General features: G+C 46.7%; 14 protein-coding genes. All 14 read right to left on the bottom strand.

Annotated features, from left to right (window positions below; translation table 11 throughout):
- Window positions 1-59: 59 nt before the first annotated feature.
- Entirely contained in the window at window positions 60-239 is a 180-nt protein-coding gene (locus IAG03_RS03575) for a sigma-70 region 4 domain-containing protein (RefSeq protein WP_249318432.1), read from the bottom strand.
- 848 nt (window positions 240-1087) lie between these two features.
- Window positions 1088-1330, bottom strand: coding sequence for a hypothetical protein (locus IAG03_RS03570; protein ID WP_249318431.1), 243 nt, complete (start codon window positions 1328-1330; stop codon window positions 1088-1090).
- Window positions 1331-1789: 459 nt separating this feature from the next.
- Window positions 1790-2404, bottom strand: a complete 615-nt coding sequence (locus IAG03_RS03565) for a LexA family protein (RefSeq protein ID WP_249318429.1) — start codon at window positions 2402-2404, stop codon at window positions 1790-1792.
- Window positions 2405-2645: 241 nt separating this feature from the next.
- Entirely contained in the window at window positions 2646-4115 is a 1470-nt protein-coding gene (locus IAG03_RS03560; RefSeq protein WP_249318428.1) for a DUF2828 family protein, read from the bottom strand.
- A 37-nt stretch (window positions 4116-4152) separates the two neighbouring features.
- Window positions 4153-5361, bottom strand: coding sequence for an RtcB family protein (locus tag IAG03_RS03555; RefSeq protein WP_249318427.1), 1209 nt, complete (start codon window positions 5359-5361; stop codon window positions 4153-4155).
- 631 nt (window positions 5362-5992) lie between these two features.
- Complete coding sequence (locus IAG03_RS03550) at window positions 5993-6901, bottom strand: WYL domain-containing protein (RefSeq protein WP_249318424.1); 909 nt, start codon at window positions 6899-6901, stop codon at window positions 5993-5995.
- Complete coding sequence (locus IAG03_RS03545) at window positions 6898-8136, bottom strand: WYL domain-containing protein (RefSeq protein WP_249318422.1); 1239 nt, start codon at window positions 8134-8136, stop codon at window positions 6898-6900. Before IAG03_RS03545 ends, IAG03_RS03550 begins: the two co-directional genes overlap by 4 nt.
- Window positions 8137-8394: 258 nt before the next feature.
- A complete protein-coding gene (locus IAG03_RS03540; protein ID WP_249318421.1) occupies window positions 8395-9498 on the bottom strand; it encodes a hypothetical protein in 1104 nt (367 codons plus the stop codon).
- Window positions 9495-10157 carry an SIMPL domain-containing protein gene (locus tag IAG03_RS03535; RefSeq protein WP_249318420.1) on the bottom strand — a complete coding sequence of 221 codons (663 nt, stop codon included), beginning with the start codon at window positions 10155-10157 and terminating at the stop codon, window positions 9495-9497. The genes IAG03_RS03540 and IAG03_RS03535 overlap by 4 nt, the downstream gene beginning before the upstream one ends.
- A gap of 26 nt (window positions 10158-10183) precedes the next feature.
- Window positions 10184-12145 carry a DUF2075 domain-containing protein gene (locus IAG03_RS03530; protein WP_249318418.1) on the bottom strand — a complete coding sequence of 654 codons (1962 nt, stop codon included), beginning with the start codon at window positions 12143-12145 and terminating at the stop codon, window positions 10184-10186.
- A complete protein-coding gene (locus IAG03_RS03525) occupies window positions 12142-12588 on the bottom strand; it encodes a very short patch repair endonuclease (RefSeq protein ID WP_249318416.1) in 447 nt (148 codons plus the stop codon). Before IAG03_RS03525 ends, IAG03_RS03530 begins: the two co-directional genes overlap by 4 nt.
- Entirely contained in the window at window positions 12578-14197 is a 1620-nt protein-coding gene (locus tag IAG03_RS14375; RefSeq protein WP_249318415.1) for a DNA cytosine methyltransferase, read from the bottom strand. The genes IAG03_RS03525 and IAG03_RS14375 overlap by 11 nt, the downstream gene beginning before the upstream one ends.
- A gap of 21 nt (window positions 14198-14218) precedes the next feature.
- Complete coding sequence (locus IAG03_RS03515; protein WP_430472436.1) at window positions 14219-16243, bottom strand: AIPR family protein; 2025 nt, start codon at window positions 16241-16243, stop codon at window positions 14219-14221.
- 40 nt (window positions 16244-16283) lie between these two features.
- Window positions 16284-16411, bottom strand: a 128-nt coding sequence (locus IAG03_RS14500; RefSeq protein WP_430472435.1) for an IS3 family transposase, incomplete at its 5' end; no start/stop codon positions are given.

Genomic DNA, 16411 nt, shown 5'->3' with positions numbered 1-16411 from the left:
ATGCTCCTTTGTTTTCAAAATAATCCTTCCACTTGGTAGGCAACGAAAACGGGCAAAAATTAACCCCCATACAGAAGTTTTTTGAGTTTTGCGATCTTTTTGCAGATCGCGGCGGGGGCAATGCCGCGAATTTCTGCAACCTCCCGCTGTGAATATCCTTCAAATGCGATCAGCGTCAGCAGGTCCATATCTCTTTTGGGCAGAGAAATAATCTTCCGATATAATTCGTCATTCTCCATTTCATCAACTCACGCAAAGCGGGGGTCACTTTGGAAAGCGTACTTGTCGCACGCAGAAAGTGCGTTGGAGAACTTTTTTAATAAGGCAGACATAGATTCACCCTGTTCGGTTCCGTCGTCACAGGAGCTTTCTGAGAGGGGCTGTGTGCGCTGGAACTCCGTCCTGTTTTTCCTGAACACATTCAGGTCGAACGCATAGATATCCTAAATATCCTCTTCGCTCATGCCGGCAGCTTTATATTCGCGGTAGAGCTTCTTCCACTCCTCGGTGAACTTTCTCTTTTCGAGTCCATAATTAAATCCCATTTGTCGTAATCTCCTTTGAATTTTTGAATTTGGGTGAAAGTCAAAAATTCAGAGATCACGGGTATTCAGCGATATAGCAGAGCCACTGGTCGCACATAAAAAGTCCTTTCCGCCTGCTGCGGTCTAAAGGACACAACTACGCTGGCGAAAAGGACTCCCGATGCTACCTGCCTAAAAAGGGCGCAGAAATCTAAGGGTACCCATACTGCTTTTTCAAAAGAGTTTGAAATCAGCGTATTTGTATCCTTGGCCCTTGTACTTCAGGCTGCGAATATGTATTTGTAATGTCGGTAAAAAACAAAAAAGGCCACCGACAAGGCAGACCTATAGATAGAACTATAGTGTCTTACCTTGCCGGTGGCCTCTCACGTATGTCTGGAATAACTACCGGTTCATGTTCGGGCTGCTGCCCACGATCAAGTGACCTGGAAGCGGATTTAGCGTGGCCCTGTTTCAGCCCGACCGTTCCGTCGTGATGTCGTTGATTCAGTTGTTATAGGAACTCGCTTCGATGTTCTTCAGGCAGATCAATGGGGGGATTATCATCCCGCCAGATTAGGGCTCATGCCATGCTCGTGCAGCCATGCCTTTGCCTTGCTTACAATGGCTTCCGGCGCATCCTTGATACCGCAAATGGCCTTGTACACGGATGCCCAGAAAACAACATCGGGTGTCTGCGCAATTTCCGTTTCTCCATATTTGATCATGTAGGCCTCGATCTTCTTTCGGTCAAGGCTGAACAGCGCCTCGTTGCGCTCTTTTACAAAAGCCTCTAACATCGTCATATCAATGCTCCCTCAATTCCAAGTCACTATGCTCCATTCCAATCGGTGCATATATGTCAATCACATCGTGCCTTCTGCCCACTACCGTGCGGACCATTTCGGCACTGCATTTCGTGCAAATAACTCTAATCTGATTTTTCTTGTTTTTTAGCCCCGCTACCTGCGTCTTACAGTTTGGGCAATACCAAGAGTAAATCGTCCAGTCCTCCAGCATCGCCATACTCCTTTTATCTTTTTTTGCTCAACGGAACGAGGAGATTGCAATCCGCCATCTGATATACCGGAACACGCCTGCTTTTAGCGTACTCCAATATCTGAACGGCGTTATGGCAGTGTTCACATTCCATCCATCCGTCGGTCTTATCTAAATCGAGACTCCTGTTGACTGTGCCGCAAATAGGGCATTTCACATCTTTTGCATTCAAAACAACACATCTCCCATCGAATCAAGATTATTGTTTAGAGTGATTTGATTACGTGCCGAGCAACACCTTGTACCTGAAAGCTCCGCACCTTTATTGTTTTGCCAGGGTATCGAGCCTCGTTTTCGTATTCGAGAATGTAATACCCGCTGTCCTCGTCGTAGCCGGCATATCGCTTCAGCGTATTCTGGTTGTCCTCGTCCAGCGCAACGACTATATCCCCTTCGAGAGCAGGGCAATTGCGTTCGATGACAAGCAGGTCGTCCTCGTCGATTCCGGCATCCACCATGGAATCGCCTTTGGCGCGGAGAATGTAGAAATCTCCTTTGCCAAACATAGAGACCGGGAGGCTGACATACTCCTCAATCGACTCTTCCTCATCCTCCGGATTGCCGCAGCGAATAGAGCCTACTAACGGGGCGGATACATAGGCCGTTTTCATTTTGGCGCTCTGGGGAGCAGACAAGATACCTCTGCCGTAATCAATCAGGTTGCGGTCACTCAGCTCCTGAAGGTAGCGATGCGTAGTGGATCTGGCAACGCCGACACCTTCAGCAACATCGTTGATCGTAGGAGAGCTGTGATGCTCCTGATAATACTTGTTGACGAACTTCAATATCCTGTCCAGAGTTTCTTGATTCTTTGTTCTCATATCAGCACCTCTGCTTCTATATGGGATTTCAAATCCCATAATGCTATTATACTCAGGCAAAAAAGAAATGCAATAGGTTTGTAGAAAAGCAAAACGAGGTGGCGATTTTGTTCGTCACCTCATATAATTGTTTTTTCGTTATCAATTCATGCCTGTCCAGATTCTGGGTGTTCTTCGTTTGGCCTGCCCTGGGATGATTCATATGAAAGAAAAGGCGATACCGGTAGGTACCGCCTTCGCTTTATGCTGAAATTTTTGCGTACCGCTCTGACTCTATGATATCCATCATGACAGAGTAAGGGGAAAGGTCTCCGCTTGCCACCATGGAAAACAGACGCGGCGTACATCCGGAAACCAGGGCAACGCCTTGCTCGTTCTTTGTCACGGGCTGATTGCTGTTCCGGCTCGCAACATTCCAGAAGACAATCTGAGGTAATCTGTACCCATGCTCCGCAAATCTGCGCTTTGCACTGGCAAAATTAGACACAGATGCATTTCGAACGCAGGCGTTGAACTCCATATCCGAAATCAGATACAAAGTCTCGGGCAGCTCTTCTTGTGGGACATTGTTGCGCACTGCCGCATCCAAGATCAGATCAAAGACCGCTTCCACATTTGTATCGGCAACCTCGTTAAAGGTGCACAGATACTCCAGCCTCTCGGCAAAGGTCTTGCCCTTGATCTCAATAAGCTGCGGATGAGCGGAAAACTCGATAAAATGGTTATGAAATATGCCGGTATTACGCTCTCCGAAATACAGTCCCAAGGACAGCGCAACAGCCGCCGGCAGCGCGTTGTCATGGCAGTACATGGATCCGGATGTATCCACTACTGCCAGCGCATTTCTGTTGTCGCAGAAGTCGGGAAGTGACGCCCAGGACGCATTGAGTGCAGCCTTCTCTCCGACGGTCAAGTCAGCATGAAAGCCCCACCGGTTTGCATTCAGCGCAGATCTGACGATCTCATAAGGAGCAAGGTTATCTGCATGCAGCTGCTTTTCACCGCTGCTTACAGCCTCCAGGAACGCGTTATAGCGCTCACCATCATTACGCAGGAATGCTTTCCGGTATTTGAACATGGCCTTGGACGGCTGCTTCGCATAGTCGAAAGAGTAGTCCTTCTCGCGGAGATGATTCTCTATGATGCGGATTTTCTTTCTCAGCTCTACAAGGGTCTTGCGATACTCCGCATCGGACATTCCAAGATAGCGGGCGATGCGTTTTGCTTTGCGGACCGTCTCTGCGTTGGACGCATTTACAGACGGAAGCCATTTCGCCAGCAGGGACACCTCTGCGTCAGACGCAAGGTCGGCCTCCAGCTGCTTGCAAATGGTACGCAAAGCATCCTTTTCGCAGGCCGTGCCGATGAGAGATACCAGATCGTCGTAGCGTCCGAACTCAGGGATAAGCTCAATGTTCTTGCGCAAGGACTCCGCTCTGTTCTCGGCAAGCCAATTGATGATAACGCGGAACACCCGGCGCTCACCAAGGCCACCGCGAACATCGCGTCCGAAGAACAGGATCTTCATGGCAATATCCGCGTCCTCCGCATATGCACGGACAAAGCGTCTGATGATTTCCTGATCGTCGGCTGCACGGAGCGCGCCGATGCCTGCGAACAGATCCAGACAGTCAGACATTGTGCTTGCGTTGGTAACTGCGCCGTTTTCTGTGTAGGCAATATTCGCCTCACTCTTCAAATGATTCAACATTTCAATTCCTCCAATCAGATGGCGCAGAAGAATTTTATCACTCAGACGCCTTAAAATTGTAAATAGGTTTTAGTATTTCGATCACATCGACAGACTCTCGGATGACATCGATAATGTCCTTCAGCGACTTGTATGCCATGGGTGCTTCATCGATGGTGGCCTCATTGACCGATGTCGTGTAGATACCTTCCATCGTCTTCCTATACGCCTCTAAATCCAGCGTTTCTCTTGCCTTTGTACGAGACATAAGGCGTCCGGCGCCATGCGGGGCAGAATAATTCCATTCCGGATTTCCTTTTCCGCGAGCCAACACGCTGCCATCCCGCATATTGATCGGAATCAAGACAAGTTCTCCGTCATGGGCTGCAATAGAACCCTTGCGAAGGATCATTTCCTTCGTATCAATATAATTGTGTATGGTGTGAAAAGAAGAAAGCGCAGTCATTCCGGTCTTTTCTAAAATGATCTCCGCCATTCTTTCACGGCTGCGCCTTGCAAATTGCTGGCAGATTTCTACATCGTGGAGGTAATCCTCTAAGTAGGTGCCATACAGATAGCAAAGGTCTGCAGGGATCGTCGGCTCCTTTGCTGCCCATTCCTTCTCCATAGCCTTCAATGCGGCCTGAATCTCAGCTCTGCGGCCCTGCTCCTTATAGGTACGGATCAGCTCATCCCGACGCTCGAAGTAATCTGCCTTACCGACATTTAAGTCGATGGCTAAAGACTGATAGAGCTCCGCAACCTGCTTGCCAAGGTTACGGCTGCCAGAATGGATCACCAAATACTTTGTGCCGTCTGAAGCTGCATCAATCTCAATAAAATGGTTCCCTCCGCCCAGCGTCCCCAGGCTTCTCTCCAAGCGCTTTGCCTGCTTCAGGTTTCTATAACAGCGAAGTCCGGTCAGGTCAAAACGCTCCATGCGCCCTTCCCAAACATCTCTTCCGCTGGGAATATCATGAGCGGCAGCATCGACCTTTTCAAAATCAACATCCACCTTACCCAGCTCAGCAGTATACATGCCGCAGCCGATATCGACTCCAACGATATTAGGAACCGCTTTATCTGTGATCGTCATTGTGGTGCCGATCGTGCAGCCCTTTCCGGCATGTACATCGGGCATGATCCGTATTTGAGATCCTGCTGTGAAATCATGGTCACACATTCTGCGGATCTGTTCAATCGCTTCGCCCTCTACAACCGTTGCATAACAGATCGCCGTATTTACCTTTCCTTTGATTTCAATCATCGTGCCGCTCCTTTCATTTTAATTAACAAGGCATCACCGGGAATTGAACCCGTAAAATCGAAGTCGGTGTCCTGCCTTCGACAGGTTCCGGCTGTCAGATCGTACCACTTCATTGCTGTAGATGCCTTTATACAAGACGCGCTCTTTTTTTAATACATGCGAGGGATTTCACCTCACCAATGTTTGCCCGGCAGCAATCTCCGGTTATCCAGTTAATGTTTCGGTAACATAAGATATATAATCGCTGTTCGCGTCTTTCACAAAAACAAGGCACCATTTGAAGCGGGATTCGGACCCGCGAACGATGATTATGAGTCATCTGCTATAACCACTTAGCTATTCGTCATTGCTGTTGGTGCCTTTTCAAGATGCAGTTTTTCGGCAAGCCATCGCTCCAGCTCAAAGAGAGGTGCGTTATCATCGTCTTTTGGTTGCTGTATGCATCTTTTACAAACAAGGTACATCCTTTAACGGATAATGTCCGCCAGCGACAAGGATTTTTAGTCCTTTTCTAATAAGAAAAACAATTGCTGTAAGTACCTCTGATAAGAAGCAGTTTTTCGTCATCTGCATCTTACACGCATATTATACGGTTCAAACGCAGGCATTTCACGGAAAAAAAGCTGCGAACTCACTTGAGTTCACAGCTTTTTTGAGAAATGAGTCGTTCTTTTATTAAATTCACGAAGCTTTCCGGCTCCAGAACCTTGACATACGGACCGAAAGACAGCACGCGGATCACGATCTCGGTCTCATCGTTTTCGTAATACTTCAGCCGCAGGATATATCTGCCATCGTCTGTTCGCTCTGCTTGCTTTTCAAAATGCGCAAAGTGCAGCATGGCTCTCTCCAGCGCATTGCGCTCATCGGTGATCAGCAAGGTCAGATTCTTCCGACGCTCTGCTTTAGGCTTCTCGCGCCACGGGCCCCGCCCGTTATAAAAGTCGCAGCTTAAAACTCTTCCAAGATTGAATTGCCTAAATTTACACCCGGCAGCCAATATACGGATCTTGTCGTCCTTTAACGAATACTCAAATCCTTTGGGATAAAAGCGAACCCGCACCTTCCTGCCGTGACGGTTCACCATAGTCATTTGAACAGGCCGATCACTCTGTATAGCAGAAAGCATCAGCCTGAAATGCTCTATGTAGGCCTCGTCTTCAAAAGGATCTCCGTCACTGTATTGGTCATAGATTTTATAGTCATCCCTTGTGAAGAGCAGTTCCACATCGTCAAGCTCGGGGAACTTGGCGCCGAACAGCTTAACACGGGGATCTTCTGCTATTGCCTTCAGCCACCGCTTTTCCAGATTGGTCAAGGGCATGGTGGGCTTATGTAACAGAACCGGCGAAAGATCCTCGTGAAGCAGCGGCCATTTCCCGGACTTCAGCGCAGGAAGTATGGTCAGGACGCTCTCAGAAAATGCTTCTTCCATAACGCAGCGCTGCAAATCCTTCTCGGTTGCTTCGGGGTTAAACGCTGCTTCCATGATTTTTGCGACCGTATTGTAATAGGCGGAGTATAACTCACTGAAAATCATTGTGCAGCACCTCCGTCAAGCCCATACATACGGCACATTTCCTGAATGTCTGCCTTGAATTTGTTTTCAGCCGTTCGATTTGAGAAGCTCATTCTCGTAATGCGGGAGATAAATGTGCGTATCCACGGCAGCATTTCTGTTGTGTCAAAAACCTCTGCAACGTACCGGTAGTGGTTGTCGTCGATTTTCTCTACACACCCACAGCGTTTTTCTCTCTCCAGCCGGCGGACAATAAACTGCTCATCGTCTTCAACCTTTATTTCAAACTCCACATGCTCGGTATGCTTGACATTCCATCTGCAGTTCACGCCCCACATATGGGCTTCAGCTTTGCTGAGTGCGGCGCGCAGCGCATCGAACTTTTCGCAAATCTCATCTTCAATCCTGATGTTGGACATATAGTCCAAGCGATAGGAATTCAGGCGATTGGCTTTTTCGTGAAAGGCCAAAAGGTTTTGTCTTCCGTTTTGAGTGCTTATGTAGAGCTTGAGTGGGACTAACCGAACCGTTCTGACTTCGTTTGAATGTTTGCCCAAATTGTCAACGGTGATGTAGCGATGGCCGTGAATAGCCTCAAACAGTGTGGCCATTACATCACTATCCATTGCCTGCGTTATGTAGTGATGCTTAAAGGAAAACAGCTCAGGGTGCTTCGGCTGCCTGTCCTGCAGGAATGAGCCGATAACGCCGCACGGGGCTACCTCGCTGAAGAAGTCGATCACATCATGCAAGGCAGTGATGTCCGTATCCGGAGCTCTGCTATACAGGACCTTCCGCCCATCCTTCTCCATCCGAATGATACCCTCTTCGGCGTACTCCTTGAGTTTCTTTCTCAAGGTAGACTCATCAAAGGCCATACTGGATGACAGCCGCTGATCGATCTCCTCAATCAGCTCTGTAAGCGTCATTTTTGTTTCAGGATCATAGAGAATATCAAAAATCGCAAAATGCAGTGTGATATCTCCATCCGTAAAGCTCTTGGCCTTCCACGCCTTATAGAATGGGTTCTTACGGGTCACGCGGCTATCTACCGACAGGAAAACGTTCTTTCCTTCCGGCGTCTGCGTGAACCGCATGTAGTCTCCCAACCAGCTCTCCAGCCTGCGGCGTTCATCATCATAGGAGCGTGCACTCTTGGCATCATATTTTGTTCTGCTCTTAAAGCCATACACATAAAACTCACGCATATAAGCTCTGACTTTTTCAAAGTTTTTAATGAGCTCGTTATAAGCCATGCAGACACACCCCTTTCATGATAATGGATTTTATATTGTTTTTGCTTACAGTTCACGGAAAAAAGATTGCGAAATCTTGTTATTCCGTGCACTCCTCCATGAGGGCTTCCAATATTATCTCTCCCGAAGGCAAGGTAAAGGGCTCTCTCAGCGGTTATCTCCTCAAAGTGCGGGCGCAAACGGTTCCGGCAGTTCCTGCAGCCTTAGACGTGTTCTACGTAGGTTAGTGCTTTCATATTTACCACCCAAAAGACAGATTTAACCGCCCAACTGCTTCAACTGTTTTTCCAGCTTTTCGATTTTGCCGCTGATACTCGTGTATTCCGTGTAGGCAGCGACCACATCTGCATCATTTTCAAAGGTTGGGCGCTGCGGGAATTTTGCATCCAGAATAAATGTTTTTGTTGCACCTGGGAACCGGACCCGAATCGTATTCAGATTATGCTCCGTCACCATTCCGCCACCGTATAGCCTGGAAGTGACGGCAACATTCACCAGCGAAATATCCGAAACATCCGGGAGCGACGCCCTCAAATCCTTAATTTGAGCTGTAATATCTGCAATCCGAGCCTGGCGTATTGCCGCATCGGCTTCCTGTCGCTCGATCACTTTTGTCCGCTTCGGGGATTTTGCTTTTGGGACGTAGGGGATTTCCTTATAGTAGCCGTAGGTCCGGCAGCAGTAAATTAAATCAAACGCCAACAAATGCAGGCTGCGCTCTTCTGCACAATGGTCGTCACTGCGGAGCTTGTCGAAATGCTTTCGGAGGAATTCAGGATGCGCTTTCAGCTGATCCACGATTTCATCGCACATTTGGTAGTACTTGCTCAGGTCAAAGCTTCCGCCGGACCCGATGTCAAATCCGTATTCTCCATAGGCAACCATCTGGGCGGCCTCGCTGTACTTGTAAATGTAATTGTCCTCTGGCGCATACATGGCCAGATACGCAGAGGCTGCGTGCCGATCGTGCTTAAAGGACCAACTGCCCGGATAATAGGCAATGCGCAGCCGTTCCATTCCGTCCAGGAACTGATCCATATGTTCCTGCCGAAGCTTCAGATCGCCGTGATCCTCGGCAAAGAGAACATCGCAGAACAGGTGCTCCACTTCGGCAGAATCCTTTTCGCAGAGCTTCACGACGGCGTTCCGGGGATGCATACGGCTGTTGTCGATCAGGACCGAAAAGTCCTTTGTGGCGGCATTGAATCGGGAAGCAAAATCGGGATAATCGTTTCGGAACCACTCCCGCTGGAAGGTCTTTAAGGCCCTCCACTTAAAAATCTCATTATGTGCACCGCCATAAAGGGTGTCCATATTCTCTTCATAGAGATGGATGAGTTCGCCTAAAATCGCTGCATTCATTTACTGATCTCCCACACAAATGTCACGCTGTCGCTGATATCGATGTCGTCCGGCTCGATTTCAATACTGGTAGGTGCGGCACTGGCCATTCTCATGCAATTGTCCTCCATATCATACTGAGTCTGGGAAAACAGATGCAGCTCGCCCCAATTGTAGTCGATAGAAATCAGATCGCCCAGCGTCACACCGGAAGCCTTGGCGAGGATACCGGCTTTTGCCTTTGCGTTGACGCAGGCATTCTCCAGAAGCGCCGCATCCACGGACTTTTTGTCCTTTACCGTAAACTGCACATTCAGTTCCGGCTCAGCGATGCAGCCTGCAATGGCTCCAAGTGTTTGGGAAAGGCGCTGAGAGTCAAAATCAAACTCCAGCTTTAGTTGATGGGTGACGCTGTAACCGATGAAGATTCTCTTGTAATTGCCGTTTTTGTCCCGCTCACTTTCATATTCCGTATTCACATTGAAATTGGTAGTTTTCAGGTCATCCTTTGTAAAACCAATACCGACAAGCGCTCCCCGGAGTTGCTCCAAATGCTTCGCAGCTGTATCCATTGTCTTGTCGTAGTTCTTATCGGTCGCATTCAGGGTCAGTGATACCACCACCTGATCCGGCTTCAGGCTCAGCTTGCCGACGCCCTTGATGGTTATGGTTCTGGTCATAAATATTTCCCCCTCGTACAGATTTCCTATAGATCCTTTATTCCACATTTCTTTAGATACTCATATATCTCGTCATAATATATATAATTTCTTGTCGGATCATCTTCAGAGGGCACACCTTGGGGAACATATATCACCATACCTTGTCTTGCTCTGGTAAGCAGCACTCTATATGCATTTTTAAGATATTTCTGCCTTTTCTCGATATTGATATGGTTCCAACTTGTACCCCTAAATCGATAAAAGTCAAAGTCGCCGTTTGATCTTCTCAGATCAGCATCCCATGCTAAAAGGCCATAATCAATTTCAAGCCCCTGAACCTTAAACTCCGACGCGGCAACCTCTAAATAGTAAGACGAATCGACATTATCCTTACCGTTCAAAAACCAGCCAACATGATTGATTTCCGAAGGCACCCATATTCCGGCACCGCGAAGACGTTTTCCTTCGGAACTTGCCAGGAGACCATAGCGTTCTGTTCCTCTGGCTTTTTTTCGCACCCACCCTTTTGCTTTATCAAAGTTGCGAGTTATAACTATCGGGTACTTTTCACAAAACTCCGAATACACGGCAGCGGCTTGTTCTGCATGATTATCCAGCAGTGCTTTTGTAAACGCCGCAAGTTTTTCGCTTCTAAATGACCTAAGGGAAACGCCAAGGTGCAGTGAGGGTTCTACTGTATAATCGCGTCCACCTAACAGTTGGTCAACCGAAGATTTTCCTATATACTCGGAATCGGTCATCTTATCCGAAAGATAGACATCCCAGTCAGGGTAATCTTTTTTTAAGGTGCGAAACCAGTCCTCAATTCCCGCCTCGCCTGTATATATTTCCTGACCACCGCCAACGAGACATACAATCGTTGCCCAGTCCTTGTGCCTGTCCATGATATGGATCAGAAATTCTGGCTCTGACTGATCGAAATCCGCAATGCCCTTCTTACGCCTCATGAACTCCGTAAGGTTTGCCTCATCCCAAGCTCGCTGAGCTTCATCAAATATAACAACCTTTTCAGTGGGAGGCTGCTCTGTCATTAAAGCCTCATCCCTAAATTTATGAATAATCTGAACGAAAGCCTTTGTTCTTCTTTTGGCTTCTGCAACAGTAATACCTTCGCGCATAGCACAATCCTTTGCAAGGGCTGCTTGAAGGACATCCACCAGAGGGCCGTTTCCCGAAAGGAACACTGCGTGTTCATTTGCTTCAAACTGATGTCTGGAATTTGCGATATTTAGACCAGCCAGCGTTTTTCCTGCGCCAGGAACACCTGTAACAAAGCAAATGGCCTTCCTCCCATTCACTTTGCAGTCATCAATTATTCTGCTGATCGCCGCAGTAGTTTCTGTAAGATTTTGTGCGCCTGCATCGTTTCTGGAAATATCATCCACAGAGTGATTTCTGTAGAGAGCTTGAGCCGCTTCAATAATTGTAGGTGTTGGCGCATATCTCGAATTACCCCACGCGGTCATCGACAGAGACGCATCAGATGCCGTTCCTAATATGGTAGTTATTGTACTGCTAATTGTTTTTTTATTGCTGTGTAATACCTCGGCTATTTGATCCTCCATAAAGAAAATGCGATTTTCTGCATTCGGCGCCTCAGTAGACACACTAATCGGAACGATATAGCGATTCTGGCTTGCCTCATGGAAATACTTCAAGTCCAGGGCATAATCGACGACCTGATCATCTGTTGCTTTCTTGTACACCTTATCTCCAACCTTAAACTCCAGCAGAAAAATAATTCCGCGAATAATACACACGACATCAATTCTGTGGCCTATTCTTGGAATGGTGTATTCAAACGCAATTTCACCATCAGGGAAATCGTATAGCTGGCCTTGAAGGATTTCTATCTCTCTGCGCCATGCATTTTTCTGCAGGTCTGTCGTCTCGAATTCATCATTTATTAGAAGCTGTCCAAGTACATATTCAGGGTCGTCTGATAAAAAATCGGCGATAGAGGCGGTGTAATATTCTCTTTTCATGTCGTCTCCTTATTATCAGCACTGAAGTCAATGGCTTTCAGTTCTGCAATCAGTTTTCCAAGGGTCTCGTTAAGTACATTCTTTTTCAACTCGCATTCCCAGACAGTGATTACCTTCCAGCCCAGAGTTTCTAATTCTTTGCGGCTTTGATTGTCCCGTTCAACATTTCTAAGAATTTTTGGCCTCCAGTAATCTTGATTGGATGAGGGCCAAACAAACCGAGGACAATCATGCTTATGCCAGAAACAGCCGTTCACAAAGATTACAGCTTTATATTTGGGGAGAACTATATCAGGACATCCCGGCAGCTTCTTCACATTCTTACGATAACGGAATCCTTCTGCAAAAAGATACTTTCGTACAATTTCTTCAGGTTTCGAATTCGTACTGCGGATGTGAGACATGTTTATACTTCGGACTTCCTTACTATGGTTATCCGCCATTCTGTTCACCTTCCGGCAAATTGTCTTTCAAAACTTTGGCTAACTTCTTGGCAATCGACTTAGCCATAATCGGCGGAACCGCATTGCCCACCTGCTGATACTGTTTGTCCTTTGAGCCGCAGAACACAAAACTATCTGGGAAAGTTTGCAGACGCGCTGCTTCTCTAACACTGATAGCTCGATCCCGTGTCGGATGTATCCACATAGATTTGCGGACATTTACCACTGTCCCGCAGGGTTCGTCGTAGTTTAATCTAAGATAAATCGTATTCTGTGTTCGGGATGCGTCCGTATATGTATTGGTTTTCAGCGAATCATCTAAAGCGTGGAAATTTTCTCCCTGTTTGAGTGCCTTAAAACGCTGCATCGCTGTATCGGTTGTTTTTGTAACCATATGGTTTTTTAGTATTTTAGAATCTCGGAGTGAGGAAGCCAATTCACCCAGGTTCTCTTTTGGCTGCAGTGCAATCCCTTCTTTGTCGTCTTCAAGCTCAACGACCGGCTCGACATCTTCCAAATCGGTGATGGCGTCTCGCACGGTTCGATATTCGTCAGCATCAAAACGGCCTTTAGGAAGGGCTATTTTAGAAGAAATACTGCGTTTAATGCCTATCACAACGAAACGCATTCGTTTCTGAGGTGCGCCATAATCTGCAGCGCAAAGGACATCTTTATCCAAAACGTAGCCATTTTCAGGTGCCTGCAATACGCGCTTCAGATAATCGTAAACAGCAAAAGAGCGAATCACGGCTGCGATTCCATCTTCGACAGAGTAGGCATCCACAACTATGTGATTTTCGTGTATCTCCTGTGCCTTGCTGAGCATACGCTGGATCAGAATCGCTGGTTCAATCCTGCTTTTGAGCGCAGACGCATCCAACTCACCAGAATAGTATTCTGAGATCGCTTGAAATGCTTCCGCAGAGACACTGGCGATATGATTACTATCATGCAATTTCGCATAGTCAGCAGCCGCAGCACAAAGCTTCTTTTTGTGCTTTTCAAGTGCAGATTTCATTTTTTCAAGATTCTTCGCGGCCTTATAGATAACGTTCAGCTCAAAGTAATGCTGTTCCGGCCAAAGATACTGCTGAATCTTCTGCTGATCTTTAACAATCTCCAGTGCGCCGTCAAATACATACGCCTGATCCAGCAAGTGAAGATATGTGGATTTAACAGGAATCTTGTATTTTGCGACAGTTTCAATATCACTCTCTTCCATATAAAATCGGTGAACATCAGATTTCAGCATGCTGACATTTTCCATAACGAATGCTTTTGGTTTGAGTTCGAGAATAGCCCTGATATACTGTTTTACCAGCATATTATTCTGACTGATAGCATGGTTCTTTTGGCGATTCGCATTAGAAAAGCCTTGACAGGGCGGGCCGCCGATGACCACGTCTATATCCCCATATTTTTCCTTAATCTCGTCATAATTTGCAGCGCAGACATCTCCCTGTACTTCAACGCCGGGATGATTCAGGCGATATGTTTCCTGCATATAAGGACTGTTCTCAAACGCTACCTTGATATCATATTTTCTCGTCTGCATAAAGCCGAGGCTCAGGCCTCCTGCTCCTGCAAACAAGTCCACAACTTTGTACACAACACATTCCTCTTTCTCTTGTTAAAGGTTAAAACCCTCGGATAATGCTCGATCAAGGAGCGCAAGGAGTCGTTGGCTCTGGTATCCACTCGGCATTTTGTTGGGGATTTGGCATGCATATTTCAACGCCATATTTTCATCGGGCGATGCCATGCGTTTCTGCATCGCAAACGCAGATAGCTTTTTCCATTGATCTGCAGAATATTGAAGTACTTTAACCTGTGCCTCCGTTTCGGAAAGCACTTTTTGGTCTTTTCTCGCTTCTTTTTCTGCTGCCCTCACTTCAGTTTTTCCAATCAATACACTAGAAAATTCTGCTGGCAGAATTAGATTAATTTCTTGAACGCTGTTCCAGCATCCCTCGCGCTTGCACCACTGCGTGACATTGATTGTAGGTCTATTTGGATCAGTTATCCTATAGAAGACCTGCTCAGCTATCTGTTCCAAAGCTTTTGTAACGCTTTCTGGAACGCTTTGGCGCTGCCAAATACTCTGCAAATCCAACTCCATATTTTTGAACTGCTTCCGAATTAACTGATGAAGCAGTGCCAATGAATAAGTAACAATGTTCGCTCGGTAGCCCTGTTCATACCACTCCTGCCTCGGTATCAACGCTTCGAGATGCTTAAATAAGATAACCAGCGCCACGCTTTCTGTAAAGTATCGCTCATTAAACTGCGAATCGTTGGTCGTCCAAGCTTCATCAATCAACTCAGCAAACTTCATAAAGTTTGTCTGAGCACCCTTGCTGACGATGTGGGGCATTTCACTCCACGTGTTGCGTACTTTAGCCAAATCCGTTTTAGTGATGACTTTGCTCTTGGGATTCTGCAGCAGGAATTGTCGCTTCTTGGCCGGAGTAAGACGCATTTGTGCCTGAAGAAATTGACCCTTGGCACGCTCATAAAACCATTTTGTTTCATACTGCGCACCAGATTCTGCAGGAGCAAAAATTCTCCGGGAATGCTGCTCCATGCGTATGTGGAATGGGTGAGTAGAGAAGAAATCTGCATCTGTAACTTTGTTTTGGCTATTTGAAGACCGAGATATATTTCGCACCAACTCTGTTGAACGGTCCATGTCGCTTTCATCAATCTCAGTCAGTTTCATCTGTACGTAGATGCCTTCTAAATCAGCTTTATCCTTATGACGGGTATTAGAAAGGGATGCTGTCGTCTGGCCGCCGTTAATAATCTGAAAGTCTCTTGCCCCGACAATGTGTGTTCCACCTGCTGTACGTTCAAGCTGGACATCCATTGCGGTTGCAGATACGCCATTGTTATACGCAAAAAACATTGAGGGGCATTTCAAAATAGTTTCCCTGATTTTTTTATTTACGGCGACCTTTGTAGAAAGAAATGACCGAACATTGCCCTCCAACAATTGACTGCCATACTTATCATAAATATCTGCAAGAACCTTTCCCGGAATAATGCAAAGATAGCTGTTATATTCTGCCGTCGCAGCGCTGCTGGCCTCCAGGCAAGGGATGCCTGCAGGGATATATTCTCGAAAATCAATCTCAATATTTTGACGCCCCAGATCAGAGCAGCATACACGAAACACACGGTCGATGTCCCAGATTTGACATTCAGCAGGAATGCCTCCAATATCGAGATTGTCAAGATTCTTCAGCGTATCGCTGACATCTGCATCTGTGAAAATGAGAAGTCTGTATTTTCGAATTCTCTCTTTTTCCAACCGAAGCAGATCTACCAAATCTGCACATGGAGTACTCATCTCGATCTCTCTATACAAATTCGTGTTTAGGGCCTGATCCACAAACACGGCTAAGCGTTGAAAATTCGTTGAAGATACAACCTTACCCATCGTCCGTTCTTCCACGCCGTCATAATCCGCAATGATTAAATTCATCGTATAGTCGAATTCGTCAAAAACGTACCCATCTACACGATAGATTTTTCTCTTGGATGTTGTACTTGTATAGAAAGCAGGAGTGAAGTCCGGTAAGACTTCCGCTTCAACAAGATACTGCGCTACAGAGCCAACAAAGGCTGCGCAGGAACCCTCACCAGTGGAAGTGATATGTACCCGGTTTTCTGGACACCGGCTTAAAAATGAATAATTAAGCTTCCATCATGGATGCTTCCCTGAATTTAGAGGGAGGCATCCATTTTGTTTTAGCTTGGATTCTGGTGTTATTGTAATAATCAATATACTCGGCAATCGCCTTAGAGAAGGATTCAAAGGAAG

Source organism: Yeguia hominis, assembly GCF_014384705.1.
Lineage (GTDB): Bacteria > Bacillota > Clostridia > Oscillospirales > Acutalibacteraceae > Yeguia > Yeguia hominis.
Note: the sequence above shows the minus strand (reverse complement) of the source record. Positions and strands in the feature narration are given on the sequence as shown.

What these genes read in the sequence shown, in the direction of transcription:
- IAG03_RS03575 (WP_249318432.1), bottom strand. Translation starts at nt 239, where the DNA reads ATGGAGAATGACGAATTATATCGGAAGATTATTTCTCTGCCCAAAAGA.
- IAG03_RS03570 (WP_249318431.1), bottom strand. Translation starts at nt 1,330, where the DNA reads ATGACGATGTTAGAGGCTTTTGTAAAAGAGCGCAACGAGGCGCTGTTC.
- IAG03_RS03565 (WP_249318429.1), bottom strand. Translation starts at nt 2,404, where the DNA reads ATGAGAACAAAGAATCAAGAAACTCTGGACAGGATATTGAAGTTCGTC.
- IAG03_RS03560 (WP_249318428.1), bottom strand. Translation starts at nt 4,115, where the DNA reads ATGTTGAATCATTTGAAGAGTGAGGCGAATATTGCCTACACAGAAAAC.
- IAG03_RS03555 (WP_249318427.1), bottom strand. Translation starts at nt 5,361, where the DNA reads ATGATTGAAATCAAAGGAAAGGTAAATACGGCGATCTGTTATGCAACG.
- IAG03_RS03550 (WP_249318424.1), bottom strand. Translation starts at nt 6,901, where the DNA reads ATGATTTTCAGTGAGTTATACTCCGCCTATTACAATACGGTCGCAAAA.
- IAG03_RS03545 (WP_249318422.1), bottom strand. Translation starts at nt 8,136, where the DNA reads ATGGCTTATAACGAGCTCATTAAAAACTTTGAAAAAGTCAGAGCTTAT.
- IAG03_RS03540 (WP_249318421.1), bottom strand. Translation starts at nt 9,498, where the DNA reads ATGAATGCAGCGATTTTAGGCGAACTCATCCATCTCTATGAAGAGAAT.
- IAG03_RS03535 (WP_249318420.1), bottom strand. Translation starts at nt 10,157, where the DNA reads ATGACCAGAACCATAACCATCAAGGGCGTCGGCAAGCTGAGCCTGAAG.
- IAG03_RS03530 (WP_249318418.1), bottom strand. Translation starts at nt 12,145, where the DNA reads ATGAAAAGAGAATATTACACCGCCTCTATCGCCGATTTTTTATCAGAC.
- IAG03_RS03525 (WP_249318416.1), bottom strand. Translation starts at nt 12,588, where the DNA reads ATGGCGGATAACCATAGTAAGGAAGTCCGAAGTATAAACATGTCTCAC.